Origin of the sequence: Paraburkholderia atlantica, from assembly GCF_009362785.1 — a bacterium.
Lineage (GTDB): Bacteria > Pseudomonadota > Gammaproteobacteria > Burkholderiales > Burkholderiaceae > Paraburkholderia > Paraburkholderia atlantica.
This window is the reverse complement of record NZ_WHNQ01000003.1, coordinates 175,156-201,427: the sequence shown is the minus strand read 5'-3', so window position 1 is coordinate 201,427 and position 26,272 is coordinate 175,156. Positions and strand designations below refer to the sequence as shown.

The window sequence follows — 26,272 nt, the reverse complement described above, 5'->3', positions numbered from 1 at the left end:
TCTATGTCCGTTCTTGTCCGTTCGCGTGGTGCATGGATCGCCGTTGCGCTCGCCGTGATCGCCGCGACGTTGCCTTGGTGGCTTTCTGGCTACATCCTCGGCGTACTCACGGTGGCGTTTTACTTCGGCGTGTTCGCGATGTCGTGGGACCTGTTGTTCGGCTTTGCCGGCGAGGTCAACTTCGGGCCGACGTTTCTGATCGGACTCGGCGCCTATTCCGCTGCGATCCTCAACGCCAGATGGGGCCTGCCCATACCCGTTTGCGTGCTCGCGGGCGGCGGCTTCGCGCTCGTTGGAGGTCTGCTGCTCGCGGTGCCCGCGCTGCGGCTGCGCGGTCCTTACTTCGGTCTGGTTACGCTCGTGGCCGTGCTGCTGCTGCAGAACGCCATCGTGATCTTCGCGGGCATAACCGGAGGGGAGATCGGCATGACGGTGCCGGACGTGATGTCGGTCGATGCGAACCATAACTATTGGATCGCGCTCGCGTTCCTGATCATTTGCGCGATCCTGCTGTTCGGCCTGTCGCGTTCGGCAGTCGGTCTGATTCTTCAGGCCAGCGGCCAAGACGCGACCGGCGCGCAGGCGTTGGGTTTCAATGTCACGCGGCACAAGCTCGTGGCCTTCTGCATCAGCGCCGTGTTCTCGGGCGTGGCCGGCGCGATGCTGGTGTTCTACCAGGGCACGGCCTCGGTGAGCACGGTGGTGGATCTCAGCGTGGGCGTGCAGATCATTATCGCGGCCGTGCTCGGCGGACGCCGCACGATACTCGGCGCGGTGCTCGGCTCGATCTTCCTGATCGTCGCGGGCGAGTTCCTGCGTCCGCTCGGTCAGCTCAACACATTCGTCGTCGCGGCGGTTGCGCTGGCCGCGCTGCTGTTCTTTCCAGACGGTCTGCTCGGCAACCTGCTGCGCGCGAGGGAGCGCCAATGAACGACACGCCGCTGCTGTCCGTACGCGGGCTGACCAAGCGCTTCGGCGGTCTCGTCGCCGTCAAGGATATCGGCTTCGACATCCGGCCCGGCGAGATCCTCGGTCTGATTGGCCCGAACGGCTCGGGCAAGTCCACGGTCATGAAGCTGATCATGGGCATCGAGCGGCCCAATGCGGGGTCGGTCAAGGTGAACGGCGTGGAAATGGCCGGCTGGGCGCCGCACCGGATCGCGCGCGCGGGCGTGGGCATCGTGTTTCAACATTCGCGGCCGCTGCATCGGCAAACGGTGCTGGAACATATCAAGCTCGCGCTGCTGCCAGACTCACTCGTCAAGCTCGCTGCCGAACCCCACGTGCACCAGCGCGCGCAGGAAATCGCCGAGCGTGTGGGCCTTGCCGGCGTCATGCATCGGCATCCCGCGACGCTGCCGTTCGCCGACCTGCGCCGCATGGAGATGGCCAAGGCGATTGCGCGCGACCCGCAGGTCGTGCTGGTGGACGAGCCGTTCGCGGGGCTGACGGTGGCCGAATCGCACGCGTTTTCCGAGCTGATTCGCGGCTTTCGCGCCGAAGGGCGCGCGGTCCTGCTGGTCGATCACAACGTCAAGAGTCTGTCCGCGCTCGCCGACCGTGTGCTCGCGATGTACCTTGGCGAGCGTGTCGCCGAAGGCACCGCCGAACAGGTGATGCAGAACGAGACGGTGCGCCGCGTCTATCTGGGCGGCAAGCTGGAGCTGCGCCAGCGTAACGGAGCCGCGAGCGATGCGAAGCCCACGATCCTCGAGGTGAGCGGTGTGCGCGTACTCTACGACAAGGCGTGCGCACTCGACGACGTCAGTCTGCAAGTGCGCGAGGGCGAATTCGTCTCGGTTGTCGGTCTGAACGGCGCGGGCAAGACGACGCTTTTCAACGCGCTGTCGGGCCTCGTGCCGTACAAGGGGACGATTCGCTTCGATGGGCGCGATCTGCGCGGTATCAGCGGTGCCGCGGTCTCGCGCGCCGGTCTCGTGCAATGCCCGGAAACGCGCGAGCTATTCGGCGACATGACGGTACGCGAGAATCTCGAACTCGGCGGATATCATCTCGCCGACACGGTGCGCGCAAAGCAGCTGTCGTGGCTCTTCGATCTGTTTCCGATCCTGAAGTCGCGCCAGGGCCAAACCGCGCGCACGCTGTCCGGCGGCGAGCAGCAAATGCTCGCGATCGCGCGCGCGCTGATGACCCAGCCGAAACTGCTGATTCTCGACGAGCCGACACTCGGCCTCGCGCCCGTGATTCTCGAGCAATTGTCGAAGGCACTGGATTCGCTGCAGAAGTCCACGCCCATTACCGTGTTGCTGGGCGAGCAAAACGTCAGGTTTGCGCTGCCGCATGCCGACCGCGTCTACGTGCTCGAACACGCGCGAATCATCTGGGAGGGCAGCGCTGCGCGTTTCGAGGCGGAGATGGGACGCGGCTTTCTCGAGGCGGTGCCTACCAATGAGACCGACACCACGGCCTCCGGCGCCTCGAGGACCTAAAGCGCAGAGCGGCAGACGAGCCTCTAGCGTGGCATCAAGCCACGGAGGCAAAGCGGAATCGGCCAGCCGCCTGCGTCAACAGGCCAGTCTGCTCGGTTAGCGACGCGGCAGCGGCAGCCGCCTGCTCGACCAGCGCGGCATTTTGCTGCGACATCTGATCCATCTGCGTAATCGCGCGATTGACTTCCTCGATGCCATCGCTCTGTTCGGCCGAAGCCGTCGCGATGTCGCTCATGATCGACGTGACGCGACCGACGGCCGCCTGTACTTCGCCCATCGTCTCACCGGCACGGCCGACGAGGCGCGAACCGTCGGCGACGCGCGCGGTCGACGCGTCGATCAGCTCCTTGATTTCCTTCGCCGCGGTCGCCGAGCGCTGAGCGAGATTGCGTACCTCCCCGGCGACGACGGCAAAGCCGCGTCCTTCCTCTCCGGCGCGAGCGGCCTCGACAGCCGCATTCAAAGCGAGGATGTTGGTCTGGAACGCGATGCCTTCGATCACGCCAATGATCTCGCCCATCCTCTTCGCGCCGTCGTGGATGTCGCTCATCGCGTCGATGACCTGGCGCACCACGTCCGCGCCCGCACCGGCGGTCGCCTTCGTCGCATCGGCCAGCTCGCGCGCTTCACGCGCGTGCGCCGCGTTCTCCGTGACAGCGTTGGTCAGTTGTTCCATGCTCGCCGCCGTTTCCTCGATCGACGCCGCCTGCGCCTCGGTGCGTGCCGACAGGTCCGCGTTGCCGGCCGAGATCTGCTGGGTCGCCGACGCGATCGACTCGCTGCCGCGCGCGATCTGCTCGATCATCGTGCCGATGTCTTTCTGCATCTGCCCAACGCTTCGGACGAGGCGACCCATTTCGTCATTGCTGTCAAACCGCAATTGCTGCGACAGGTCACCCTGAGCGAGCCGCTCGACATGGCGCACCGTCATATCGATCGGGCGCGCGATCGCACGAAGCAGCGTGAAGCCGCAGGTGACGCAGGTCAGAAGACCAACGGCGATCGCGATTGCGGTAATGGTCACGAGGGTGTCATAGCGGTCCTGAGCAGTCTGGTAACGCGCATTGCCCTGCTCGTTGCGAAACTTGTCCAGATCCGCGGATTTTTGCGTCAGAGCGGCCGAAAGCGGTGGCATCACGACCATCGCATCGTGGTCTGCGGCTTCATGATCGCCACGGCTCATCGCGTCCATCATCGGTTCGAGTGCGCCATGCAGCATCGCTTCGCGGGCGTCGGACACGGCCTTCGACAAGGCCGCCTCCGCATCGGAGACGGGTAGTGCGCGGTACTCTTTCCAGGCCTTGTCGGAGACCGCAAGATAGTTGCGCGCCTTATCGATGAGTGCGGCTCGATCCGCCGCCTCCGGGTGCAGCAGCACGCGATCGAGCGTGGTGCGCACTACCGTCAGGTTCAGGTTGGACTTGCCGAGCGCGGTCGCGGCAGCCACGTCGTTGGTGTACGCCTGCGCAACCGCATGGTTCGAACCACGCATGCCGGCGATACCCAGTACGCCGGTCACCGTCAGCAGGAACCCGAGCAAGATGAGTGTGGCGAGAAGACGGAACTTGATGGTCAGTTTCATGCTGGATTCGGAAGAGTGAGATACCTTTGAGTTAACGGCACCCGTTCCGAAAAGTTCAGCTCTATTGATGATTCGGTGAGCCATCGAGGATCGCGTCCGCTTCGGTCGTCGATGCGGACGTGACCGCCGGTTGCGCGGCAGAACCAGGGGTTTTGAAGCGAGCCGGGTTGTCGCGATCCAGCACCGCGCGCGCGAGGTTCCTATCGAGTTGCCCCTCCCAGCGAGCGACGACGACGGTCGCAACGCCATTACCGATCAGGTTCGTGACTGCGCGCGCCTCGTTCAGAAAGCGGTCCACACCGAGCAGCAGCACGAGGCCTTCCACGGGAATCTTGTGCATCGAGGCCAGCGTCGCGGCCAGTGCGACGAATCCCGCCCCGGCCACGCCGGCGGAACCCTTCGATGTGAGCAGCAGCACGCCGAGCACGAGCAGCTGGTCCCAGATACTCAGGTGGACGTTCATCGCCTGGGCGATGAACAACGCCGCCATCGTCAGATAAATCGCGGTTCCGTCGGCATTGAACGTGTAGCCGGTGGGCAAGACCATGCCGACCACGGGGCGTGCGCAGCCCATCGCCTCCATCTTGATCAGCATCTGCGGCAACACCGCTTCCGTCGACGCGGTGCCGAGCGTAATCAGAATCTCGTCCCTGATGTAGCGGAGAAATTTCCATAGTGAGAGCCCGCACATTTTCATGACGAGGCCAAGCACGACGAACACGAAGAAGAACGAAGTCAGATACAGACAAAGCATCAACTCGCCGAACGATGCCAACGTGCCGATGCCGTATTTGCCGATCGTGAAGGCCATGCCGCCGAACGCGCCGATCGGAGCAACGTACATGACGATCCGCACGACGCCGAACATCCCTTGAAGGAACATGTCGAGCATGTCGACGAATGGCGCGGTACGGGGTCCGAGCTTTGCCAGCGAGATGGCGAGCAGAACTGAAAAGAAAATGATCGGAAGCATCTCGCCCGTCGCGAATGCCCCGACGATGCTATTCGGAACGATGCTCATGAAGAAGTCGAGCATGCCGTGTTGCTGCGCCGCGTGCGTATAGGTCGAAATCGCCGCGGCATCGATCTGCGACGGATCGATGTTCATGCCGCTGCCGGGTTTGATGACGTTGACGACCACCATCCCCGCGATCAGCGCGACCGTCGATGCCAGTTCGAAATAGAGCAGGGCTTTCACGCCTACCCGGCCCGCCTGATGGAGGTCGTTCATGCGCGCAATCCCGACCACCACCGACGCGAAGATGATCGGCGCAAGCAGCATCCGGATCAGCTTGATGAACAGGTCGCCCAGCGGCTTCATCTGCGACGCGATATCGGGGTAGAAGTGGCCCAGCAGGACACCGGCCACGATGCCGATGATGACCTGAACGTACAGCCTGGAAAGTGCTCTTCTTACTTTCGATACTGGCATGCCTGTCTCCTGTGCATGGCGTCTTCAAAGGGAAACGCGGCCCTGCCACGCGAGCAGCGTGGGAAGGCCGCATCGAGCCGGCTTCGTTCCGTCTTTTTATGAACCATTCAAGCGGGAATGTTTGTCGGTGCCGTTGCGAGCGCGCGTTATTCAGCCAGCTTGCGCATCTCGGCGATGAGGTCGGACTTGCCTTCGAAGCCGATGCCGGGCAGCTCCGGCATCGTGATATATCCGTTCTCGACGCGTACGCCGTCCGGGAAGCCGCCGTAAGGCTGGAACAGGTCCGGGTACGATTCGTTGCCGCCAAGTCCGAGACCCGCCGCGATGTTCAGCGACATCTGGTGTCCGCCGTGGGGAATGCAACGGCTGCTCGACCAGCCATGCTGATGCAGCATGTCTAGCGTTCGCAGATATTCGACGAGGCCGTAGCTCAACGCGCAATCGAATTGCAGCCAGTCGCGATCGGGGCGCATACCGCCGTAGCGGATCAGGTTGCGGGCATCCTGCATCGAGAACAGGTTTTCGCCGGTCGCCATCGGCTTGTCATAGTAGTTGCGCAGCGTCGCCTGCAACTCGAAGTCGAGCGGGTCGCCCGCCTCTTCGTACCAGAACAGGTCGTACTGCGACAGCGCCTTCGCATAGCTGATCGCGGTATCGAGATCGAAGCGGCCGTTGGCATCGACCGCGAGCTTCTGGCCGTCCTGCAGCACGCTCAGGATCGAGTCGATGCGTCGCAGGTCTTCGTCGAGCGATGCACCGCCGATTTTCTTCTTCACGACCGTATAGCCCCGGTCGAGGTAGCTGCGCATCTCATCCTTGAGCTTTTCGTGGTCCTGGCCCGGATAGTAGTAGCCGCCCGCCGCGTAGACGAAGATCCTGCGGTTGGCCTCGCCATTGCCGTACCGCTCGGCGAGCAACTGGAACAGCGGTTTGCCGGCGATTTTCGCCACCGCATCCCAGACGGCCATATCGATCGTGCCGATCGCGACGGAACGCTCACCGTGGCCACCGGGCTTCTCGTTGATGAACATCGTCGCCCAGATCTTGTGGGGATCGAGGTTGTCGCCGGAGTCGTCGACGAGCGACGCAGGGTCGGCCTCGAGCAGGCGCGGGATGAAACGCTCGCGCATCAGCTTGCCTTGACCATAGCGGCCGTTCGAGTTGAAGCCGTAGCCGATCACCGGCTTGCCGTCGCGGATCACGTCCGTCACGACCGCGACGAGACTCGAGGTCATTTTGCTGAAGTCGATGTAGGCGTTCCGGATCGGGGAACTGATCGGAACGGTCTTTTCGCGGATTTCAACGATTCTCACGCCACTGTCTCCAGAGATTTGAACAGTTATTGCGCCACCCTGGCTGCAATGTGGGGCATAGCTTAGCCGCGAAAGAGCTTGCTAGAATTCACTTGCGTTCACTATATATTTCACCAAAAGTGAGTACTGCACCCGCATCCGACTTCGAGTTCTTCATTCTCCTTGCGAAACTCAGGAGCATGTCCGGCGCCGCCCGGGCGCTCGATCTCAGTCCGCCAGCGGCGACCAAGCGGCTCGGGATCATCGAGCAACGGCTCGGCGCGCGTCTGGTCAACAGGACCACGCGCAGCGTCAGCCTGACGCCCGAGGGAGAGACCTATCTGCGCTACGCGTCCCAGATCGTCGGGCAGGTCCGCGAGATGGAGGAGGCCATCTCCGGGGCCAGACGCGATCCGCATGGGCCGTTGCGCATCAACGCGACGCTAGGTTTCGGCAGGACGACCATCGCACCGCTCGTGTCCGACTTCGCCAAGCGTTTTCCGAATGTCGAAGTGCAATTCGAGGTGACGGACCGGCCGGTCGATCTCGTCGAAGGCGCCTTCGATATGGCGATACGGTTCGGCGAGCTGCCGGACAGTCGGCTGAGCGCGAGGCGCATCATGAGCAATCGCCGTTTTCTTTGCGCGTCGCCGAAATATCTGGAGCGTTTCGGAACGCCGGAGCGCGTGGAGGACCTGCATCAGCATCGCTGCATCATTCATCGGCAGAACGATGACGCTTATGGCGTGTGGCGCTACATCGTGAACGACCACATCGAGGCGATCAAGGTCAAAGGCGTGCTATCGAGCAATGACGGCGACATTGCGCTTCGATGGGCGCTCGACGGTCACGGGATTCTGATTCGCTCCGAATGGGATCTGGCCAAGTACGTACAGAGCGGACGCCTCAAGCTGGTGCTGCCGAATACCGTGCTGCCGTCGGCGGACCTGTTCGTCTATTACCCGAGGCAGCGCAATCAGACGGCGCGGGCGCGAGCCTTCATCGATTTCCTCGTCGATCATTTTCAGGCACCGTTCACGCCGGTCGATACGACCGTCGAGGCTCCGGAAAGGAAGAAGAGGGGCTCGCGAAAGTGACGTCCATGTCGCCTGGCGTCGCCGCGACAGGTGCATAGCACTTGACGGCACCAGGCTTTCGATTACCCGACTAAGCTACTCAGATAACCTCAATATTTAGGAGGTATTGCCGTTAGAACGTCCATTGACCGACATTCCGGCGCCTTCAGCAGAGCGCGGTGCCTCGCTAACGACCTTCATGCGCAATAACCAGCCCGTAACACAACGCGAACTCGATTTCCCCGCCTCTGAGATGCTCGTCTCGGCGACCGATCTGAAAGGAAGGATTCAGTACTGCAACCCCGCTTTCATCGCGATATCAGGCTTCACGCGAGAAGAGTTGCTGGGCGCGGCACATAACATCGTCCGGCATCCCGACATGCCGGCCGACGCGTACGCCGACATGTGGGACACGATCCGCGCGGGTCAACCGTGGACAGCGCTGGTGAAAAACCGCCGCAAGAATGGCGACCATTACTGGGTATGCGCGAACGTCACGCCGGTGATCGAAAGCGGTCAGACCGTCGGTTATCTGAGTGTTCGTACCAAGCCATCTCGCAACGAAGTGAGGCTTGCCGAGTCAACCTATGCGCGGATGCGCGAAGGCACGTTGCGCTCGCACAAGTTGCGCCGCGGCAAGCTGGTGCGTACCGGGATCGCCGGCAAGCTGCAGGCACTGACACGCTTGTCGGTGGTGGCGCGTATCGGTATGGGCTATGTGATCGCGCCGCTGGTCTTCCCGCTCGTCGGTGCGGTGCAGTACGGCGGGATGCCGCCGTTGCCGTTCTGGACCGCGGCTGCCGTCTCCGCGGTGCTGGCCGGCTTGGCCTGGTTGGCGGTGAGAAAGCAATTGGGTGCGCCGCTGGCGGGGCTGTCCAGTTTCGCTACCCGAATGGCTGCCGGTGACCTGACCGCCGAAATGAGCATCTCGAGGAACGGCGATTTCGGCGACGTACTGAGCGCGCTGAATCAACTGAAGGCGAACCTCGGCGCGATCGTGCTGGACGTGCGTGGCCAGATCGGCGGGGTGGTCGACTCCGCTCGTGAAATGTCGAGCGGCAATGAGGATCTGGCGCGCCGCACCGAATCGCAAGCGGCGTCGCTGGAGGAAACGGCTGCGACCATGGAGCAATTCACCACCAGCGTGAAGGCCAATGCAGACGCCGCCGCGTCCGCGCTCGGACTTGCCCGGGAAGCACAGGATGCCGCGGCGCTTGGCGGCGAGATCGTCGGTCACGTTGAGCGGACCATGTCCGGCATCACGTCGGCGTCGCAGCGTATCGCCGATATTACCGGGGTGATCGATGGGATCGCCTTTCAGACCAACATCATTGCATTGAACGCGGCGGTCGAAGCCGCCCGTGCCGGCGACGCCGGCCGTTCGTTCGCGGTCGTCGCCACCGAAGTGCGGATGCTGGCGCAACGTTGCGCGGAGTCAGCAAGGCAAATCAAGTCCGTGGTGGATCTGACCGTCGCGGAAGTCTCGCAGGGAACGGAGCTGATCGACCGTACCGCGTCGCAGATGAAAGTGATCGACGAGACGGTCAGACGCGTGCTGACCATCATCGACGATGTCTCCCATGCAAGCGACGAGCAGGCCAAAGGCATCATGCAGGTGAATCAGGCAATCACGCACCTCGACAGCGCGACCCAGCAAAACGCCGCGCTGGTGGAGCAAGCGACGGCCACCGCGCAACGGCTGATCGACTCCGCTCAAGTGCTCGATGAGACGGTGCGCCTTTTCACGATTGCCGGTCAGCGTGAGGCGTCGCTCACGGCCGCTCGATGATCGTTCTGTTGCGTTGCAGTCAACCGAGTTCGAACGTACTGACCCCGAACACGCGCTGCACGGGAACGGCCGGCGCGGCGCGCGTGTACATGCGCGCCGTTTCGAACGCGCTCACCATGCCGTAGCGTTCAGCGAGCGCTACGGCAGCCTTGTTGACTTCCGGGACGTCGAACGCGATGACTTCGCCCGCGGCGCTCGCGACCAGTCCGTCGAACAGATCGTTGGCGATGCGTGCGTCGTCGGCAAAGAGCGGACCGATCTTGTAGCCGCTCCTGCAACGGCGCAGCACACCGTACCCTCGTATCTGAGCGTTGCGCACATCCGCCAGAGCCAGCGCCTGTGGTTGCGCGATCCAGTCCGCGAGGAAGCCGGAACGGGCGGTCGAAAAACATGCGCTGTCGTAGGCGAGCAGTTGCGCGAAGGGCACCTCCCGCGCGTTCGTCAGCGTCGGCGTCGACGCAGCTTGCACGGCGCCCTCGAAGCGGATGTTGCGATACGCGAGCTGGAAGCCGGATTTCTTATAGTTCCGCTGCTGGGCAACGACACCATCGAGGCCGATCGTGCGATCTCCCAGATAGCGCATCGCGTGCTGCCAGGTGCGCAAACCGAAACCCCTGGCGCGAAACGCTGGCTTGACGATGTACAGGCCGATGAAACTGAAACGCTCGTCGTAGGCGACCGCCGAGATGCATGCCACCGGCTCGCCGCGCCAGGTACCGACGAAAAAGCCGTTGGGGTCGGCATCCCAGAAGCATCGCGCGTCGTCGAGGCCCGGATTCCATCCCTCCGCCGCAGCCCATTCGATCGCCAGATCGACCTCGCTGGAAGACATGTTGCGCACCACGAAATCGCTATGATCATCCATGCTCAAATGCAGCAACGTGATTGGCTACGACGTCTACGCAGGCGTGAAGACGACAGCACCATGCCCGGCAACTTGCGCGAAAGTCCGGGCGAAGCGGTAGGCCTGTCCTTCGATGACCAACTGGTTGAATCCCGACCGGGTGGTCTCCAGAAGCGCGTGGACGATCGTGTTCGGAATGGCCGCGCAGCTTGTCCAGTCCGCGTCTGGCTCGCCGGGGTCCCCAAGATAGACTTCGCTGTTTTCGCCTTGAGAGAGCACGAAAATCAGGCTCTGTCCTTTGTCTAGCGACAGCTCCAGGTACTCCGAAAGCGTGGATGCCGCCTCAGTCGCTACATCGAGCGGGGCGCGAGAGGAAGAATTCATAAGTGGCCTTTGTGGTCGAGCGTGGCATCCACAGGTAACAAGACATCGCATACCAGCAAGATGTTCAGTCCGGCAACTGCCCGGGCGCACCATCCAGAATGCGAAGCTTGTCGTCGAGATCGGGAAGCTGATGGCCGGCGGCGCGAAGCTCGTTGACGAGCCGATGCGCAGTTGCACGGCACTGCGCAAGCGTCTCGTGCAGTCGCGGGTCGCCCCGCAGACCTGTCACCACCTTTTCCAGCTCGGAGGGGGGCTCGCTCAGCAGGGCGGGCACCACCTCTTCTGGCGGAATCAGCGACCCGTGGCTCAAAAGCTGAGCCGTCCAGTCGCATCCATACAGCAGCGTGCGTCGCTCGGTCCGTTTTGCTTCGTCCTGCTCCAGGGTCGCGAGACTGTGCCGGTTCTTGTGAATCGACGCCCGCCAGGTTGCAAGTATGTCGGCGCGCAACTCCGCAATTGCATTGCCGAGGGACGTGCTCTGTCCGCCAACGACGAGCCGGCGTTCATCGAGCCGGTCGACGTGGTCCCGATATCCTTCGAGGAAGGGCTGCCAGTTCAGCGGCAATTCGGTCGTCTCGGAGAACGACCGGCTGATCTCATTGAGCTCGCTCCTGACCTCCTCGATGGCCCGAGCGTCGGCCAGCCGCGCCTCATACACTTCATGAGCCGTCACCATCTGACGATGAAGGGCGAACAGCGGATTCTTGTCGCGGCGTTGCAGGTGTCGCTCGGCAGCGCCGGGATGAGCGCTCCATTTCCAGTTCGGCAGCGATTTCGCGTCGAAGTCGACCGCGTCTACCATCGGCCGGAATACCGCCAGTCCCTCTTCGGTTGCATGGCGAAAACAGTCGGCCAGCTTGAAGTCATTGCCTTGCAGGTGAGTGCCTTCGGTCCCCGCATATGGAGAATCCGGCGCGAGCCGCAGGAAGGCGGTAGCGAGGAAAAACTCCATCGGCAGCTCGACGGACAGACCCTCCAGACGGAAGGTTCGCTGTTGAGCGGAAAGGTCTTCGACAGAATGCGCGAGGCGATTTTCGAGGTCGAGCAGCGAGTCGATCTTGTCGCCGGACGACGGCTGCATCGCGTCGGCGAGCAGGCAAAAAGATTCGCGCACCATTTTTGCCGCGATGGTGCCGTGCTTCTCGGCGAAAAGCCACAGCCAAAGGGCAAGCTGATAGCCCCGCACGCCGTTTCGGGCGAGCGTTTCGAGTTCGGGCGTGAACGTGATCCCAGGCGCGGCCCAGTTCGCGAACGGTGGCGAGTCGCTGACCAGGTACATGTCCAGAAGTTGCTTCAACGACTCATGCGTCCCGCTCGGCCAGCTTCGCGTCTCGTCGTTCTGCTTGTCGGTCTTCCAAAGTTTCCAGGCCATCGTGGACCTCGCAAGAGTGTGCGGGATGCGGCTTGGTGAAGATACTTGCACACTCGGTCGGGGGCGTAAACCGGCGCTTGACCTTGTTGACTCGGAGCGGCTGCTTCGGCGCGATCAGGTTTAAAGCGGGTCGAAACGCTATGACGGAGACGCGACTTTCGGTCGATCGACGCCGCCATAAGTCAGGCTTTCTCTGCCTGTTCGACGTCCTTGACGGTTTCGCCGCGGAGCGGATCGTGCGCCGCGACGACGCAGGTTTCCTGGATGCCGGGATCGCTTCAGGATAGAGCCGCAACGAGCCACGTGCGGTACGCGACGGGCTCCGGAATTCGGGAATTCGTGGCGTCGTTCGCCAGAGGCCCGGTTTTCGTACTAGGCTAGAAGCCGGATCGACGAAGACCGGCTGACGCGCGAACCATCCGCAGTCGGGTTGGCCTGTGTTCGACGTGTTTTCGGCGTTGCCGCAATGGAGCGAGGTCCCCCATGCAATTGTCCGCCGTCAAGGTCGTCAAGCCCGAAGCGACCAACTTCATCCTCGGGCAAAGCCACTTCATCAAATCCGTCGAGGATATTCACGAAGCGATGGTCGGCACGGTGCCCGGCATCAAGTTCGGCCTCGCGTTTTGCGAGGCCTCCGGCAAGCGCCTCGTGCGGCGCTCCGGCACGGACGAGAGTCTCGTCGAGATGGCATGCCAGAACGCCACCAACGTCGGCGCGGGCCATAGCTTCTTCGTGTTTCTCGGCGACGGCTTTTTCCCCGTCAACGTGCTGAACACGATCAAGGCCGTGCCCGAGGTCTGCCGCATCTTCTGCGCCACGGCGAATCCCGTCGAAGTGTTGGTCGCTGAAACGGATCAGGGGCGAGGCATCGTCGGCGTGATCGATGGCTTTCCGCCCGTCGGCACCGAAAGCGCGGAAGACGTTCAATGGCGCAAGGATCTTTTGCGCACGATAGGCTACAAGCTGTAGCGGCTGCTGCGCTTTGACTCGCTTCACACGCGCCGCCATACCTGCCGACATGCTATGGAACGACAACGACGCCTGATTCCGGGCACGCTGTGGCCCGCCATTCTGCGACAGACCGAACATGCGCTCGGTTGCGGTGCGCTGCGACCGATCGACACGCAACAGTCCATGATCGACAGCGGTGGCATCCGCTTTCTCGTGCGTCGGGTGTCGAGCCTGATGCACAAGGAACAACAGCGCGAGCAAGCGCACAAGCTGCAGACGGCAATGCGCCCACAGAACCCATTTCTTCCCCCCGATCCAGATCTGTTCGTCGCCGATATCTCCGATACGCATCTCGCGTTGCTGAACAAGTTCAACGTGATCGATCATCATCTGCTGATCGTCACGCGTGAATTCGTACCGCAGGAAGCGCTGCTCGATCTTGCCGATTTCGAAGCGCTGCTCGCGTGCATGGCCGAATTCGACGGCATCGGCTTTTACAACGCCGGCACGGAGGCGGGCGCGAGCCAGCCGCACAAGCATTTGCAGATCGTGCCGCTGCCGCTCGGGCAAACCGATCCGCCCGTGCCTATCGAGCCCTTGTTGGGCGCGCAGGACCGCTTGCCGGAGCTGCCGTTTTGGCATGCGTTCGCGCGCTTCGACGCGGATGATCTGACGCGCGCGGATGCGCCGAAGCTGGCGCTGTCCCGCTATCGCACGCTACTGGAAGCGGCGGGGATCGGCGCGCTCGAAATCGATCGCGTGTGGTGTCATGCGGCGCCCTACAACCTGCTGGTCACGCGGCGCTGGATGTTGCTCGTGCCGAGATCGCAAGAGCGTGTCGAAGGCGTGTCGGTCAACGCGCTCGGATTTGCGGGTTCGCTGTTCGTGCGTGACCCGGCTCAACTGGACGTGATCGAAAGGCTCGGACCGATGACGGTATTGGAACGCGCCGCGCTGCCTGCGAATACATAAGGACCGAGCGACGACCTCACGCACCGTCCGACTGCAAAAACCTGTGCGCGAAAGCAATCGCCATGCTGCCCTCGCCGACGGCCGAAGCGACGCGCTTCACAGGGCTCAGTCTCACATCTCCGCACGCGAACACACCCGGCACGCTCGATTCGAGCAGATAAGGATCGCGGTGATGATGCGGCCAGCGTGCGGCCTTGACGACGTCGTCACCGGTCAGAACATAGCCGCGTACGTCGCGCGCGATTTCGGACGGTAGCCACTCCGTTTGCGCATCCGCGCCGATGAAGACGAACAGACCGCCGCAGTCGTGCCGGCTTACTGAGCCCGTCGTCGAATCGCGAATGTCGATGGCCGTCAGATGCGTATCGCCATGCGCGCCGACGACATCCGAGCGCAAGCGCACCGCGACATTCGATTTGCCCGCAAGCTGTTCGACCAGATAGCGCGACATGCCCTTTTCGAGCGAATCGCCGCGCACGACGAGCGTCACGCTGCGCGCATGATTGGCGAAGAATAACGCCGCCTGGCCGGCCGAATTGCCGCCGCCGATCAGATGGACATCGAGGCCGTGGGTCGCGCTCGCCTCGCTGCGCGCCGCGCCGTAGTAGATCCCCTTGCCGATAAAGCGGTCGAAGCCGTCGATGGCAAGCCGCCGCCACGTGACGCCCGTCGCGAGAATGATGGATCGAGCGTGCACGGCGTCGCCGCCATCGAGATGAATCCGCCGCGTCTTTACATCGATGCGCTCGACCGAGCGCGTCACGAGGATTTCCGCGCCGAGCCGCCGTGCCTGTTGCAGCGCGCGGCTCGCGAGTTCGTCGCCGGAAACGCCATTGGGAAAGCCGAGGTAATTCTCGATGCGCGAGGACGTGCCCGCCTGTCCGCCCGGCGCCTCGCGCTCCAGCACCAGCGTGCGCAGACCTTCCGACGCGCCGTACACCGCGGCAGCCAGCCCCGCGGGGCCGCCGCCGATGATCGCCGTGTCGTATCCGTCCAGACGCGGCTGCGTCTGAAGGCCGAGCAGTCCCGCCAGTTCGCGGGTCGCGGGCCGGCTCAGCACCGTGCCGTCGACGAGGCGCAACGCGGGGCACTCGCGTTCCGTTGGACAGGTGCCAGGCCAGCGCGCGGCCAGTTCCGGCGCATCCGGCGCCAGCCAGTCGGCGCTGATCTGATTGCGCGCGAGAAACTGGCGCAGCAGCGTGCACGCATCGTCCCAACGGTTGCCGACGATCGTCACACGCGCTTTCGGCGGCTCGGCAGAAAGGCTTTGCAGCCCGCCGATGCGTTCGCGCGCGAGCGCCCCCATCTTGAACGCCACCTCGGGCGACGCCGCCGCGAGCGCATAGTATTGCGGCGCGTCGACGCGCATCACGCGCGAAGGCTCGGCCGCTCGATAGGCGCCCGGAAACGGCGAACTCAGCGCAAGCGGCACTTCGCCGAAGATCGTGCCGGGCAGACGCCAGCCCAAGGTCCGCTCGATGCCGTCGAATGTCTTGATGACTTCCATCTTGCCCGACAGCACCGCGTACAACGCGCGCTCGCCGCCTTCATGAACCGCGAACTCGCCCGCGCATAGATGCAGGTCGGCGGCCGTGTGCGCGAGGTTTTCCAGTTCGCTGTCGGGCAGGGTCGAGAACAGCGGCACGGCGCGAATGTCGTCGATCGTCAGCATGGCTTTGTTTTCCGTTTGTCGGACTCGCGCCAAGGCATACGCGGACAACGCGCGTAGCCACCAACCGCATCGACCAAGTATAGGATTTTCGGATCGCGATGCAGACGATCGAAAGTCCTAAGATGGATAAAGAGCCTTGATGCGAGTGCCGTATTTCGTCGCTTGCGATGCGACCAGTACCAGGCGATCAGCGCGGAGGTGCGCAATGGTGTTTCGATGGATGCGAATTGTCGGTCTGGCGACGTATGTGTGCGCCGGCGCGCAAGGATGTCTGGCGGCGGATGCGTCGGCAGCGCTCGCGGCTCCTGTTGCATCGCCGGTCGTCTATGTCGCCGATTTCGATCTCGACGCCGCGAATATCGCCCCTGACAGCGGACCAGGCCACCGCGCGCGAGGCATCGTGGGCAATCTGGTGCCGGCGGGTCCGCTGCGTCAGCAGCAGGACCCGCAGGCGCGGGCGCGCGAGATCGTTGCGCTGATGGCGCAATCCTTGACGGACGATCTGAAAAAGGCCGGAGTAGACGCGCGCCGTGTCGCGCCGGGTGAGCCGCTGCCTCACGACGGCTGGCAGGTGCGCGGCGTTTTTCTCAGCGTCGATGAGGGTAACCGGCTGCGTCGCGCGATGGTGGGAATGGGCGCGGGCCAAAGCCAGTTTCAGGTCGCGGTCTCCTGCGATAACCTGGCTTCGCCGGAGTTGCCGCCGCTGTATGAAAGCGTTGAAGAGGGGAAGAGCAGGGATATGCCGGGCGCGGTGATCAAGCTCAATCCGTACGTGATCGCCGCGAAGGTCGTTCTTTCCGGCCGCGATGAAAAGACGGCGGTCAGGAACAGCGCGCAGCAGATAGCCGACGAACTCGCGCGACGGCTTCAGACTGGCGCCAGATAGAAGACTCGGCTTCGTTGCGACGACTTCCACCCGGAATTGCGCGGGCGGGGCAGCAGCGCAGCCCCCGCCCGATAGGCGGCCGAAGCCGCCCGATCAGCAGCCCGTCTGCTTGACGCGCTCGACCGGGAGGCCGAACAGCGGACGCAGCTTCGTGCCGACCACGTTGCCGAAAAATGCCGCGACGAGCCACAGCCAGCCGTGCAGGCTGCCCGACACGATGCCGCTGAAGTAGGCGCCGATATTGCAGCCGTACGCGAGACGCGCGCCGTAGCCGAGAATCAGACCGCCGACGATCGCCGCGAGCAGCGAGCGCAGCGGCAGACGCCACACCGGCGCATAGCGGCCGGCCAGCGAAGCGGCGACCATCGCGCCGATCACGATGCCGATGTCCATCACCGACTTCATGTCGTGGCTGATCGGTGCGGCGAGGGCGGCTGCGTTCGGGCCGGTGCTCCACACCGGCCAGCTCGCGACGTCGACGCCCATTGCGGAGAACGCCTTGGCGCCCCACAGCGCGAACGCCGACGTGATGCCCCACGGACGACCCGACAGCGCGAGCGTCACGAAGTTGAGGATCGCGAGCACGACGCCGCCGGCGAGGAGCGGCCACGGGCCATGCAGCCACGGCGATGCGTTCGGTGCGCGTTCCACCTCGCTGACGAGACGGCCGTGACGGCGTTTCTCGATTAGAACGGTCAGCGCGGCGATGGCCGCGAACACCACGAGGTTCAGCGCGATGCCCGGGACGACGCCGAGCGTCTGCACGAGCGAGATCGGCGGCAGATGCGGCATCGCGGACCAGAACGGCATATGCGCGGTGCCGATCACCGAGCCGATGATGAACGCGATCAGCGTGACCACCATCCGCGTGCTGCCGCCGCCGACCGTGTACAGCGTGCCGGACGCGCAGCCGCCGCCGAGCTGCATGCCGATGCCGAACATGAACGCGCCGACCACGACCGAGGTGCCGACGGGCGACACTTCGCCGACCACCGGATGACCGAACAGCGTGCCGGCGGAAAGCGCCGGGAAGAACAGCAGCACGCCGACCGCGAGCATCAGCATCTGCGCGCGCAGACCGGCGCCGCGGCCGTCGGCGATGAACACGCGCCATGCGGACGTGAAGCCGAACGCGGCGTGATAGAGCGTGATGCCGAGCAGCGCGCCGAGGACGTACAGCGCGGCCTGCTTCACGCTGACGGTTTGCGCGAGATAGACCGCGCCGAGCACGACCAGCGCGAGCGCGACGGTGAGCGGCTTTGGATTGATGTTGACGGCACGGCGAGGCGCGCCGAATGGCGTGGAGAGATCGGACATGATGAGTGGAGCGGACGCGCTTGTCGCGCGAAGGCGGCGCGCCGGTCAAGCGGCGGTCGCTGCGCGGGAGGGGCCGCGAATAATCGTTTCGGGAAAGCCCGGGAGTATACCGAAATGTCGGATCGGGGCCGCTGCCGGCCGGGGTCGCGCTGCTCGATGGCGAGTCCAGGCGCGGGCGGTGTCGCGAGCCTGCAGGGCCCACCGCACGGGGTTTTTGCGGAAATCGACGGCGCCTGGTCGTCTGCCGCTTAATAACCTCTCGTAATAACAGTATTTCAAACTTGCCTTGAAACCGTTATCAACGTGGAAGCCGATGGACGCGAACGGCACATGGCTCGCGAGCTATCCGGGGCCGGAGTTGCGCTGGCGGGCAGGGCCCTGACATCGAGCGCATCGCCTACCATATAACCATGGTCGCAACCTAGAAGGGAGGCTGCCATGACTCAGTCAATGATGGGCCTGGTAGTGGCGTTGGCAGCGCTGCTGGTCCTCGCGTACGTGTTCGCGCGGCGATACAGGCACGCGCATCCGGAAGAGACAATGAGCCAGTGGCTCGACGCGCATCACATGGGTTGGCTACATCACAGGCACTGACTCCGGATCTTGGCGGGTAGAGTCCCAAATGACATCCCGGCGATCGAACCCATCCCGATCGGCCTTGGGTCTTGCCTGTCACACACGCGCCGCGCTGCTCTGCGCGGCGGTCTTCGCGCTCGGGGCCTGCGCGCAGCCGTGGGAGGCGTTCCATGCAGGCGAACCGGAATCCGCCGTCGTCGCCAGATTGGGGCAGCCGCGCGAGGTCTACGAGCTGCCCGACGGTTCCAGGCGGCTGATGTGGCCGACGCAGCCCATGGGGGAACTCACCGTCGCCGCGGACATCGACCCAACCGGCAAACTGATCCGCGTCCGGCAAGTGCTGCAGCCGAACGAGTTTTACCGCGCGGAGCCTGACAAGTGGACGAAGAACGACGTTCTAACCAACTTCGGCCGCCCGGAGGACACGACATACTTTCCAATGTTGAAACGCGAGGTATGGAGCTATCGCTATCTGGAAGACAACGTGTGGTACCTGCTGTTCAATTTCTATTTCGACGACACCGGCGTGTTGCGCTCAACCCAGAAGAGCCCGGACCCGCTGCACTTGCAGGGCGGCGACAACAAGCCGATGTGAGGGCTGCCGGCTCGATGACATCACGCGTGGCGATTTCAGCTTCGCTAGCGGTTCGGCGACTGCTCGCGCAGGAACGCCTGCGCTTCCGCCTCCGTCTCATAGACATACGGTGACAGCCCGCGCCGCGTCAGGGCGCCACCCAGCTTGGCGCGCATGAAAGCGCTGGTCGTAAAGCGCGTTACGCCGAGGTAGTAGCGCTGCACCATATCCTCGACCATTTCGACATACGCGTCTTCCAGCGCGGGGTCCAACACGAAGCCCTCGTAGTTCACCACCGCATAAACCTTGTGGTCCAGTGGTTCGCAGATGCGGCATACCTGAGTTCGGATCGCGGCGATGTCGTCGGGACGCTTCACCTCGAGACGCGAGAAATTGAGAAACATGATGTTTTTGTCGTCGTCGTAGATGAAGCGCGCTTCCAGCGGCAGTCGCAAAACATTCGAGCGCAGGCCCATCGGTTCCGGCAGGAAAATCCGCTCGTCCATCTGCTTCGGCGAACGCAGGATCGGTGCGAAGTCCATCCTGGCCAGAATATCGCGCTCCAGATCGACGCCAGGCGCGATCTCGATGAGTTCCATGCCCTCGGCGCCGAGTTCGAACACGCAACGCTCGGTGACGTAGAGGACCGGTTGTCCCGCTGCCGCCGCATACGGGCCAGAAAACGTGCGATGCTCGACTTCCTCGATGAACTTCCTGGCCGTGCCGTCACGGTGGATACGCAGCTTGCCGTCGACGACTGAAATCTGGCTTTGGCCCGCCATGAAAGTGCCGACGAACACGACCTTCCTGGCATTCTGGCTGATGTTGATGAAGCCTCCGGCACCGGCCAGGCGCGGCCCGAATCTCGACACGTTGAGGTTTCCCATCCGATCGGCCTGCGCGAGGCCGAGAAACGCGATGTCGAGCCCGCCGCCGTCATAGAAATCGAATTGCGCGGGCTGATCGATGATCGCCTGCGGGTTGGTCGCCGCGCCGAAGTTCAAGCCTCCCGCTGGAATGCCGCCGATCACGCCGGGCTCGGTGGTCAGCGTCAGCAGGTCGAGGATTCTTTCCTCGTTGGCGACGCTGGCGATGCCCTCGGGCATGCCGATTCCGAGATTCACCACGCTGTTCGGCTGGAGTTCCATTGCCGCGCGCCGCGCGACCACCTTGCGCTCACTCATCGGCATCGGCGCCACACTGCTCGCGGGGACCCGGATTTCGCCGGCGAACGCCGCGCTGTAGGGTGTGGCAAAGGTCTGCTGATGGTTCTCTGGCGGCGCCAGCACGACGCAATCGACCAGCACGCCGGGGATCTTGACCTGACGCGGATTGAGCGAGCCGCTTTCGGCGATGCGCTCCACCTGGACGATCACCAGACCGTGGCAGTTGTGCGCGGCCATGGCGATCGCCAGCGCCTCCAGGGTCAGCGCTTCGCGCTCCATCGTCACATTGCCGTCGGGATCGGCGGTGGTGCCGCGCACGATCGCGACGTTGATCGGGAACGACTTGTAGAACAGATATTCCTCGCCGCCGATCTGCATCAACTCGACCAGGTTCTCGGTGGTGCGTTCGTTCAGTTTGCCGCCACCGAAGCGCGGATCGACGAAGGTACCTAGGCCCACTCGTGACAGATGGCCGGGTTTTCCGGCCGCAATGTCGCGAAACAGGTGGCTGATCACGCCCTGCGGCAGGTTATAGGCTTCGATCTGGTTATTTACCGCAAGCCGCTGTAGCTTCGGCACCAGACCCCAGTGTCCGCCGATCACGCGCTTGACGAGTCCCGGCGTCGCCAGATGGTTCAGTCCCCGGTCCTTGCCGTCTCCCTGGCCGGCCGCATAGACCAGCGTGAGGTCGCGGGGCTTTGGGAGGGTCACTAACGCATCCTCGTCACGCGTCGTACAGAGTTCCTCGAGGGCAATAGCGATGTCTTCGGCGAAGCCGATGCCGACGAAGCCACCTGTCGCGACCGTATCGCCGGCGCGGATCAGGCGCACGGCATCGCGCGCCGATGCGACTTTGCCGGACGAGCGGGAAAGGATGGCCGGTGCAGGCGTCCCCGCGGTTGATTGCGTGCTCATGTTTCACCTCGTCTGATTCGAGCGCGACTGTCTAATAGGCGCCGCCGGTATCAATGGTCAGATGGAGCATGTCGTCCTCGAGAACCCGGATGAAACGCTCGTCCTCCTGCAGGAGTTCCTCCAGCACGTCACTGTTGGAAAGCACGCCGATGACGCGCCCGGATTCGATAACAGGCAGGTGCCGGACCCGCTTCGTATGCATCGACGCGAGGCATTGATCGCAGGTATGCTCGGGCGTCACATAAAAAACCTGAGTGGTCATGATGTCGCCAACCCTGGTGCCGGCAGCGTTGCGGCCGAGCACGTCGACCTTGCGCGCGTAGTCGCGCTGAGACAGCACGCCAACCAGATTGCTGCTTTGCAGCACCAGCACCGTCGTCACATCCTTGTCGGCCATCAGTTGCAGCGCGCTGAGCACCGTGTCGTCGGGGCCGACCGAAACAACCTCCCGAGGGTTCCCGGACAGAATTTGCCGTGCTGTCTTCCTCTCCTTTTTCATGAGCGCCTCCAGACAGAAAGGGGAGCATGTACGGACTCCGCCTGATCAAAGCGAAATCGGAATGCGATCGTCCAGGTCCAGCTAAGTCTGGCGATCTTTTTTGTCTTCGTTGAATTGCAGTGTAGGTCGCCTGGTCTGTGCCGAACGAACATTTTCCGGTCCGGTTCAATGTGGAAGAGTGAGCCGCATTGAGGGAAGCGGGCGTGGAATTCGCTGCTCGCGTACTGATTGACGGGGAACGAGCGGTGCCGCGCGCCACACGCGGGCCCGTGGCGGGACGAATTGCGCGCGCGCGTCCGATGACGATCGGCCAATGTGTCGAATTGAGCCGACGCGCACCTGCATGGCTCATGGCGTCTAACCGAAGTCTTATCCCGGCTGATTTATCGCCTTGTAGTAGTTTTCACCCCTGCTATAACGACGTCATGCAATGCAAATCTTATTGGCGTTGCACGACTCATGAAGTCACCACGAGCAGACTTCCGTGCAAAACTTCTGCACGCATCTGCCACCACTCAGCTCATTGCGTTGGCTCAGTGACGAAGTAGTCCTCCCTATATGTTGGTTCCGGTCGCGGATGGTTTGCGTCACAGCGAATGCGTGGCTCCGCGCGCTCAACGATGCGCCCATTTTCACATTCGCCCGATCAGGTGAATGTCGGTGGGACCTTTATTGCCTTTCGGTTTTTGCGAATGATTGGCGGCAAATAGACTCGCGGAGTTTCGCTCGATATTGCTATTGAGTTCGCTCGCGACCGCGATAGCGACGTCATAGCGATTAGAGAAGCTGTCTTTTGTCGTTGGTTGGTTTGCAAATCCGGGTGGCTCGTCAACGTTACCATCGACCGAGTCGATGGCTCCCAGTTAAAGAAGCACAAATACGTTGGAGAGCGTCATGAATGATCAAGATGCAGGAACAGATATCGCGACCTTCATTCCACGACTCAATAGAGGATTGCAGGCAACCGCGATTGTGATATCGATTGCAGCGGCATTGACCGCATGCGGTGGAGGAGGCAGTGATAGTGCTGGCGAGTCGGCAGTAGCGCATAAAGCTGCGCCGCCCGCGGCGGCTGCGAGCCCTCACGTGGTGCCGCTCAATGCGCGCTTTGGAGGCAAGACCTACGCGCAGTGGGAGGCGTCGTTCTGGCAGTGGGCGTTAGCGTTGCCTCTCGGTCCGCTTCCACATCCTTTTAATGACTGCACCAACCGTCCTATCTCAGCGGGGCAAACGGGCAATGTTTGGTATTGGTCGGCGCCCGATCTCCCGGACCAAATCTGCAATCAGTCTGCAAACGTTATTCCCGCAGGGACGGCGATCTTTTTGACCACGCTTGACGTAGAGGCTTCGTCGCTCGACCCCGAGCCTTTCTATGCAGCGACGGCGGCCGGTCAACGGGCGATTGCCAATCAGTTCGCCAACTACATCCAGAACGTGTTTGTGAGTGTCGACGATGTCCCAATCGCCAACGTCAGCGCATATCGGACGATGACTGACCAGTTCCCGTTTACCGCTCCTACTCCTTGGGTTTTTAACCCTACGGGTACCGGCGGTAACGGTACGGCCGTAGGCGACGGCTACTTCCTGCTACTAGAGCCGCTATCCGCCGGCTCACACAAGATTCACTATGGCGGCAACATTCATATTCCCGCGGGTGTGTTCGGGCCGGACCCGGTGGACATTCCGAAAGACGTCACGCTTCTGATAACGGTCGGCTCCTCTCGATGATCACCTGACCGGAGCAGACATTCCGGATGAACATGTCGGTAAAACGTACAAGCGCCGTCACCGCTGCGAGACGGATTCGCCCCGATCCGTGCGCCGCCTGCTGCCGCGAACTGTCGGCCGTGAGCCCACCGCGTGGTCCGCGCGCGGTTCGTCATCAGCAGTGGCGCGGCCCGCAGCCCCTGCCGGACGCGGTCGATAACGTTGGCTTCCTGTCGTCTGGCGTACACCACGTAGGCCGACCATGAGAATTCCGGCGCGCCCGTGACGAGGCGCAGGCGGCCGTCCCGCAAAAACGGCTCGGCGGTGCCGATGCGAAAGTAGCCCGATCCGCCGACTGACAGGGTTGTAAAGAACGGCGATGTCGAGCGAGCCTTCATGCACGCGGTCGAGCAAGCGCATCGGGCAGTCGACCTCCGCGCGCAGTGCGATCTGCGGGCATTCGCGATGCATCCTGATGAGCCAGTCGGCGAGAAGCGGATGCCACAGACTGAGTTCGCCGCCCAGACTGACACCCTCCTCGCGACCGGGCGGGAGCGCCACATGCTGACGTGCTTGTTCCCACACCTGCACGAGGGTCGTTGCATGCCCGACGAAGCGTTCCCCGGCCGTCGTCAGACGCGCGCCAGCCTTGTTGCGGACGAACAGCCGGCGTCCCAGCTGCTCCTCCAGCGTGCGGATGCGCGCGCTCACCGCCGTCTGCGTCAGGTGCAAACGCTCCGCAGCCGATATGAAGCTGCCACTTGCCGAGACTTCGAGAAAGGTACGGGGCGGCGTGATATCCATCGTTTCATATCAAAATTTTTGCTATCAATTGCAATGATTATCCATTTGCCTGCGGATAACCGGTGCCGGAAAATGGCTGTTGGTGCATCACCAAGCTGACTTGTCGAGGCCCGCGCGACACGCTCCCGCGGGCGCCCCGGGACAGCGTACGTCTGGAGTCGATAGAGAGATGGCTGTTGCGGAATTTCGGGACCCCGTGCTTACGGAGGCCCAGTGGGAACACATCAAGGCCCTCACGACCTCGCTCGACTCCCGGCAACTCGTCTGGGTCAGCGGATATCTCGCGGGGTTCGATCAAGCCAGCACACTCCGAGCCGAAGCGCGCGCACCGGCTGCTGAAGCCGATCTCGGCGGCACTTCGGCACGCCGGCTCAGCGTGCTCTACGGCAGCGAAACCGGCAACAGCGCGGCGCTCGCCCGCACGCTCGCCGAGCAGGCGGCGCAACGCGGCCTCGTCGCATCGCTGCATGACATGGCCAGCTACAAGGTTCGACAGTTGAAGGACGAGCAGGACGTCCTCGTCGTCGCGAGCACCTATGGCGAGGGCGATCCGCCGCAATCGGCCACCGACTTCTTCGAGTTCATCGAAGGACGCAAGGCGCCGAAGCTCAGCGGCGTGCGTTTTGCCGTGCTGGCGTTGGGCGACTCGACCTATGAACACTATTGCGAGGCGGGCAAGCGGCTCGACCGCCGTTTCGAGGAACTCGGCGCCGAGCGACTCGCGCAGAGAGTCGATTGCGACGTCGATTACGAACAACCGGCAAACGCCTGGATCGAACAGACCCTTGCGCTTCTGGTCAGCGATGCATCCGCAGCCGGTCATCCGCCCAGCGCCGGGCCGCGCGCGCCCGCAGGCGCTTTGCCGCGGCGGCGGGCGGCGATCGACAGGCAACATCCTTTTCACGCCCGCGTCATTGAAAACATCGCGCTGACGGGACGTGGATCATCGAAGGAAACCCGGCATATCGAACTGTCGCTCGAAGGCTCGGGTCTCAGCTTCGAACCGGGCGACGCTTTGGGCGTGGTGCCGACGAATGACCCTTCAGTGGTTCGCGCGGTACTGCAGGAACTCGATCTCGATGACTCGCAGGCCGTCGACGTAAAGGGCAACGACACGACACTCGGCGATGCGCTCGGTGCCGGCTTCGAAGTCACTGCGCTCACGCCACGCTTTCTCGAGCACTGGGCACGGCTTTCCGGTGCGGCAGAGCTCGAACGTCTCGTCGACAACGCGCACGCTGGCGAGCGAACCGCCTACATGCGCGGCCATCACATCATCGACGTGGTACGGCGGTTTCCCGTCAAGGGAATCGACGCGCAGCACTTCCTCGCCGCGCTAAGACCTTTGCAGCCGCGCCTTTACTCGATTGCATCGAGCCTCGCCGCGGCGCCCGATGAAGTGCACCTGACCGTTTCGGCGCTGCGCTACGAACTGCACGGCGAACCGCGCGCGGGCGTGGCGTCGGGCCAATTGTCCGAGCGCATCGAGCTCGATGCTCAATTGCCGGTGTACATACACCGGAATTCGAACTTCCGGCTGCCCGCAGGCGACGTGCCGATCATCATGATCGGCGCCGGCACCGGCATTGCGCCATTCCGTGCCTTCATGCAGGAACGCGAAGCACGTGGGGCCAACGGACGGTCGTGGCTTTTCTTCGGTGAACGCAACTTCCGCACCGACTTTCTCTATCAGACAGAGTGGCAACGGCTGCTGAAGGACAACGCGCTGACGCGGATGGACGTTGCATTCTCGCGCGACCGGCGCGCGAACGGCGAAGGGAAGACCTACGTGCAGCACCGGATGCAGGCGCAGGGTCACGACCTGTTCGCGTGGCTGGAAGAAGGCGCGCACCTGTACGTCTGCGGCGATGCAAGCCGCCTCGCGCCCGACGTTCATCACACGCTTCTCGAGATCATCGGCAGCGAGGGCGCGCTCGATACCGAATGCGCGCAAGCGTACCTTCAACAGCTTCAACGCGACGGGCGCTACCAGCGCGACGTCTACTGAGCGA

The 26,272-nt window shown here is 63.1% G+C and carries 23 protein-coding genes; 12 read left to right on the top strand and 11 right to left on the bottom strand.

From position 1 onward, the window contains the following. The first annotated feature begins 3 nt into the window (after positions 1 to 3). The gene (locus GCT19_RS05430; protein ID WP_018436202.1) at positions 4 to 930 is read left to right on the top strand and encodes a branched-chain amino acid ABC transporter permease; all 927 of its coding nucleotides are present in this window, start codon (positions 4 to 6) and stop codon (positions 928 to 930) included. After that, positions 927 to 2,450 carry an ATP-binding cassette domain-containing protein gene (locus GCT19_RS05425; protein ID WP_152851255.1) on the top strand — a complete coding sequence of 508 codons (1,524 nt, stop codon included), beginning with the start codon at positions 927 to 929 and terminating at the stop codon, positions 2,448 to 2,450. Before GCT19_RS05430 ends, GCT19_RS05425 begins: the two co-directional genes overlap by 4 nt. 34 nt (positions 2,451 to 2,484) lie before the next feature. On the opposite strand, the gene GCT19_RS05420 is transcribed toward GCT19_RS05425, so the two are convergent. The 3 genes from GCT19_RS05420 to GCT19_RS05410 all read right to left on the bottom strand — a co-directional run bounded on the left by GCT19_RS05420 (position 2,485) and on the right by GCT19_RS05410 (position 6,777). Then, positions 2,485 to 4,032: a methyl-accepting chemotaxis protein gene (locus GCT19_RS05420; RefSeq protein ID WP_152851254.1), complete on the bottom strand. Its 1,548-nt coding sequence runs from the start codon at positions 4,030 to 4,032 to the stop codon at positions 2,485 to 2,487. A 61-nt stretch (positions 4,033 to 4,093) separates the two neighbouring features. Next, complete coding sequence (gene dctA / locus GCT19_RS05415) at positions 4,094 to 5,464, bottom strand: C4-dicarboxylate transporter DctA (protein WP_152851253.1); 1,371 nt, start codon at positions 5,462 to 5,464, stop codon at positions 4,094 to 4,096. A 146-nt stretch (positions 5,465 to 5,610) separates the two neighbouring features. Further along, positions 5,611 to 6,777: a mandelate racemase/muconate lactonizing enzyme family protein gene (locus tag GCT19_RS05410; protein WP_184246723.1), complete on the bottom strand. Its 1,167-nt coding sequence runs from the start codon at positions 6,775 to 6,777 to the stop codon at positions 5,611 to 5,613. A 179-nt stretch (positions 6,778 to 6,956) separates the two neighbouring features. Between GCT19_RS05410 and GCT19_RS05405 the strand changes: the two genes are divergently transcribed. Together GCT19_RS05405 and GCT19_RS05400 are read left to right on the top strand one after the other, a co-directional pair. Beyond that, the gene (locus tag GCT19_RS05405) at positions 6,957 to 7,853 is read left to right on the top strand and encodes a LysR substrate-binding domain-containing protein (protein ID WP_018436207.1); all 897 of its coding nucleotides are present in this window, start codon (positions 6,957 to 6,959) and stop codon (positions 7,851 to 7,853) included. A gap of 178 nt (positions 7,854 to 8,031) precedes the next feature. Then, positions 8,032 to 9,621 (top strand): methyl-accepting chemotaxis protein, encoded by a 1,590-nt coding sequence (locus tag GCT19_RS05400; RefSeq protein ID WP_152851400.1) that lies wholly within the window; start codon positions 8,032 to 8,034, stop codon positions 9,619 to 9,621. A 19-nt stretch (positions 9,622 to 9,640) separates the two neighbouring features. On the opposite strand, the gene GCT19_RS05395 is transcribed toward GCT19_RS05400, so the two are convergent. The 3 genes from GCT19_RS05395 to GCT19_RS05385 all read right to left on the bottom strand — a co-directional run bounded on the left by GCT19_RS05395 (position 9,641) and on the right by GCT19_RS05385 (position 12,035). Beyond that, positions 9,641 to 10,486 carry a GNAT family N-acetyltransferase gene (locus tag GCT19_RS05395; RefSeq protein WP_152851251.1) on the bottom strand — a complete coding sequence of 282 codons (846 nt, stop codon included), beginning with the start codon at positions 10,484 to 10,486 and terminating at the stop codon, positions 9,641 to 9,643. A gap of 33 nt (positions 10,487 to 10,519) precedes the next feature. After that, positions 10,520 to 10,849 (bottom strand): hypothetical protein, encoded by a 330-nt coding sequence (locus GCT19_RS05390; RefSeq protein WP_152851250.1) that lies wholly within the window; start codon positions 10,847 to 10,849, stop codon positions 10,520 to 10,522. 64 nt (positions 10,850 to 10,913) lie between these two features. Continuing rightward, positions 10,914 to 12,035, bottom strand: coding sequence for a tryptophan leader peptide (locus GCT19_RS05385; protein ID WP_321576758.1), 1,122 nt, complete (start codon positions 12,033 to 12,035; stop codon positions 10,914 to 10,916). Positions 12,036 to 12,361: 326 nt separating this feature from the next. Here GCT19_RS05385 and GCT19_RS42620 point away from each other — a divergent pair, with 326 nt between their 5' ends. The 3 genes from GCT19_RS42620 to GCT19_RS05375 all read left to right on the top strand — a co-directional run bounded on the left by GCT19_RS42620 (position 12,362) and on the right by GCT19_RS05375 (position 14,144). Next, positions 12,362 to 12,508, top strand: a complete 147-nt coding sequence (locus GCT19_RS42620) for a hypothetical protein (protein ID WP_176134923.1) — start codon at positions 12,362 to 12,364, stop codon at positions 12,506 to 12,508. Between the two features lie 196 nt (positions 12,509 to 12,704). Then, the gene (locus GCT19_RS05380; RefSeq protein WP_018436213.1) at positions 12,705 to 13,190 is read left to right on the top strand and encodes an adenosine-specific kinase; all 486 of its coding nucleotides are present in this window, start codon (positions 12,705 to 12,707) and stop codon (positions 13,188 to 13,190) included. Positions 13,191 to 13,244: 54 nt separating this feature from the next. Next, the gene (locus GCT19_RS05375; RefSeq protein ID WP_152851249.1) at positions 13,245 to 14,144 is read left to right on the top strand and encodes an ATP adenylyltransferase family protein; all 900 of its coding nucleotides are present in this window, start codon (positions 13,245 to 13,247) and stop codon (positions 14,142 to 14,144) included. A gap of 16 nt (positions 14,145 to 14,160) precedes the next feature. Here the strand turns inward: GCT19_RS05375 and GCT19_RS05370 are convergent, their stop codons facing one another. Then, positions 14,161 to 15,816, bottom strand: a complete 1,656-nt coding sequence (locus GCT19_RS05370) for an FAD-dependent oxidoreductase (RefSeq protein WP_152851248.1) — start codon at positions 15,814 to 15,816, stop codon at positions 14,161 to 14,163. 220 nt (positions 15,817 to 16,036) lie between these two features. Between GCT19_RS05370 and GCT19_RS05365 the strand changes: the two genes are divergently transcribed. After that, on the top strand, positions 16,037 to 16,702 hold the full coding sequence (locus GCT19_RS05365) for a DUF4410 domain-containing protein (protein ID WP_227749185.1): 666 nt from the start codon (positions 16,037 to 16,039) through the stop codon (positions 16,700 to 16,702). Between the two features lie 93 nt (positions 16,703 to 16,795). Here the strand turns inward: GCT19_RS05365 and GCT19_RS05360 are convergent, their stop codons facing one another. Next, positions 16,796 to 18,019, bottom strand: a complete 1,224-nt coding sequence (locus GCT19_RS05360; RefSeq protein WP_018436217.1) for a YeeE/YedE family protein — start codon at positions 18,017 to 18,019, stop codon at positions 16,796 to 16,798. Positions 18,020 to 18,457: 438 nt separating this feature from the next. Between GCT19_RS05360 and GCT19_RS42615 the strand changes: the two genes are divergently transcribed. Both GCT19_RS42615 and GCT19_RS05355 read left to right on the top strand, forming a co-directional pair. Continuing rightward, complete coding sequence (locus GCT19_RS42615) at positions 18,458 to 18,613, top strand: hypothetical protein (RefSeq protein ID WP_013093704.1); 156 nt, start codon at positions 18,458 to 18,460, stop codon at positions 18,611 to 18,613. Between the two features lie 28 nt (positions 18,614 to 18,641). After that, positions 18,642 to 19,190, top strand: coding sequence for a hypothetical protein (locus tag GCT19_RS05355; RefSeq protein ID WP_152851246.1), 549 nt, complete (start codon positions 18,642 to 18,644; stop codon positions 19,188 to 19,190). 44 nt (positions 19,191 to 19,234) lie between these two features. Here GCT19_RS05355 and GCT19_RS05350 read toward each other — a convergent pair whose 3' ends face one another. Further along, entirely contained in the window at positions 19,235 to 21,250 is a 2,016-nt protein-coding gene (locus GCT19_RS05350) for an acyl CoA:acetate/3-ketoacid CoA transferase (RefSeq protein WP_152851245.1), read from the bottom strand. A gap of 31 nt (positions 21,251 to 21,281) precedes the next feature. After that, complete coding sequence (locus tag GCT19_RS05345; RefSeq protein ID WP_018436220.1) at positions 21,282 to 21,749, bottom strand: CBS domain-containing protein; 468 nt, start codon at positions 21,747 to 21,749, stop codon at positions 21,282 to 21,284. Between the two features lie 894 nt (positions 21,750 to 22,643). Here GCT19_RS05345 and GCT19_RS05340 point away from each other — a divergent pair. Continuing rightward, a complete protein-coding gene (locus GCT19_RS05340; protein WP_152851244.1) occupies positions 22,644 to 23,477 on the top strand; it encodes a hypothetical protein in 834 nt (277 codons plus the stop codon). Positions 23,478 to 23,534: 57 nt separating this feature from the next. On the opposite strand, the gene GCT19_RS05335 is transcribed toward GCT19_RS05340, so the two are convergent. Further along, a complete protein-coding gene (locus tag GCT19_RS05335; RefSeq protein ID WP_227749184.1) occupies positions 23,535 to 24,260 on the bottom strand; it encodes a LysR family transcriptional regulator in 726 nt (241 codons plus the stop codon). A gap of 169 nt (positions 24,261 to 24,429) precedes the next feature. On the opposite strand from GCT19_RS05335, the gene GCT19_RS05330 reads away from it, so the two are divergent. Then, positions 24,430 to 26,268 carry an assimilatory sulfite reductase (NADPH) flavoprotein subunit gene (locus GCT19_RS05330; RefSeq protein ID WP_152851243.1) on the top strand — a complete coding sequence of 613 codons (1,839 nt, stop codon included), beginning with the start codon at positions 24,430 to 24,432 and terminating at the stop codon, positions 26,266 to 26,268. Positions 26,269 to 26,272 lie beyond the last annotated feature (4 nt).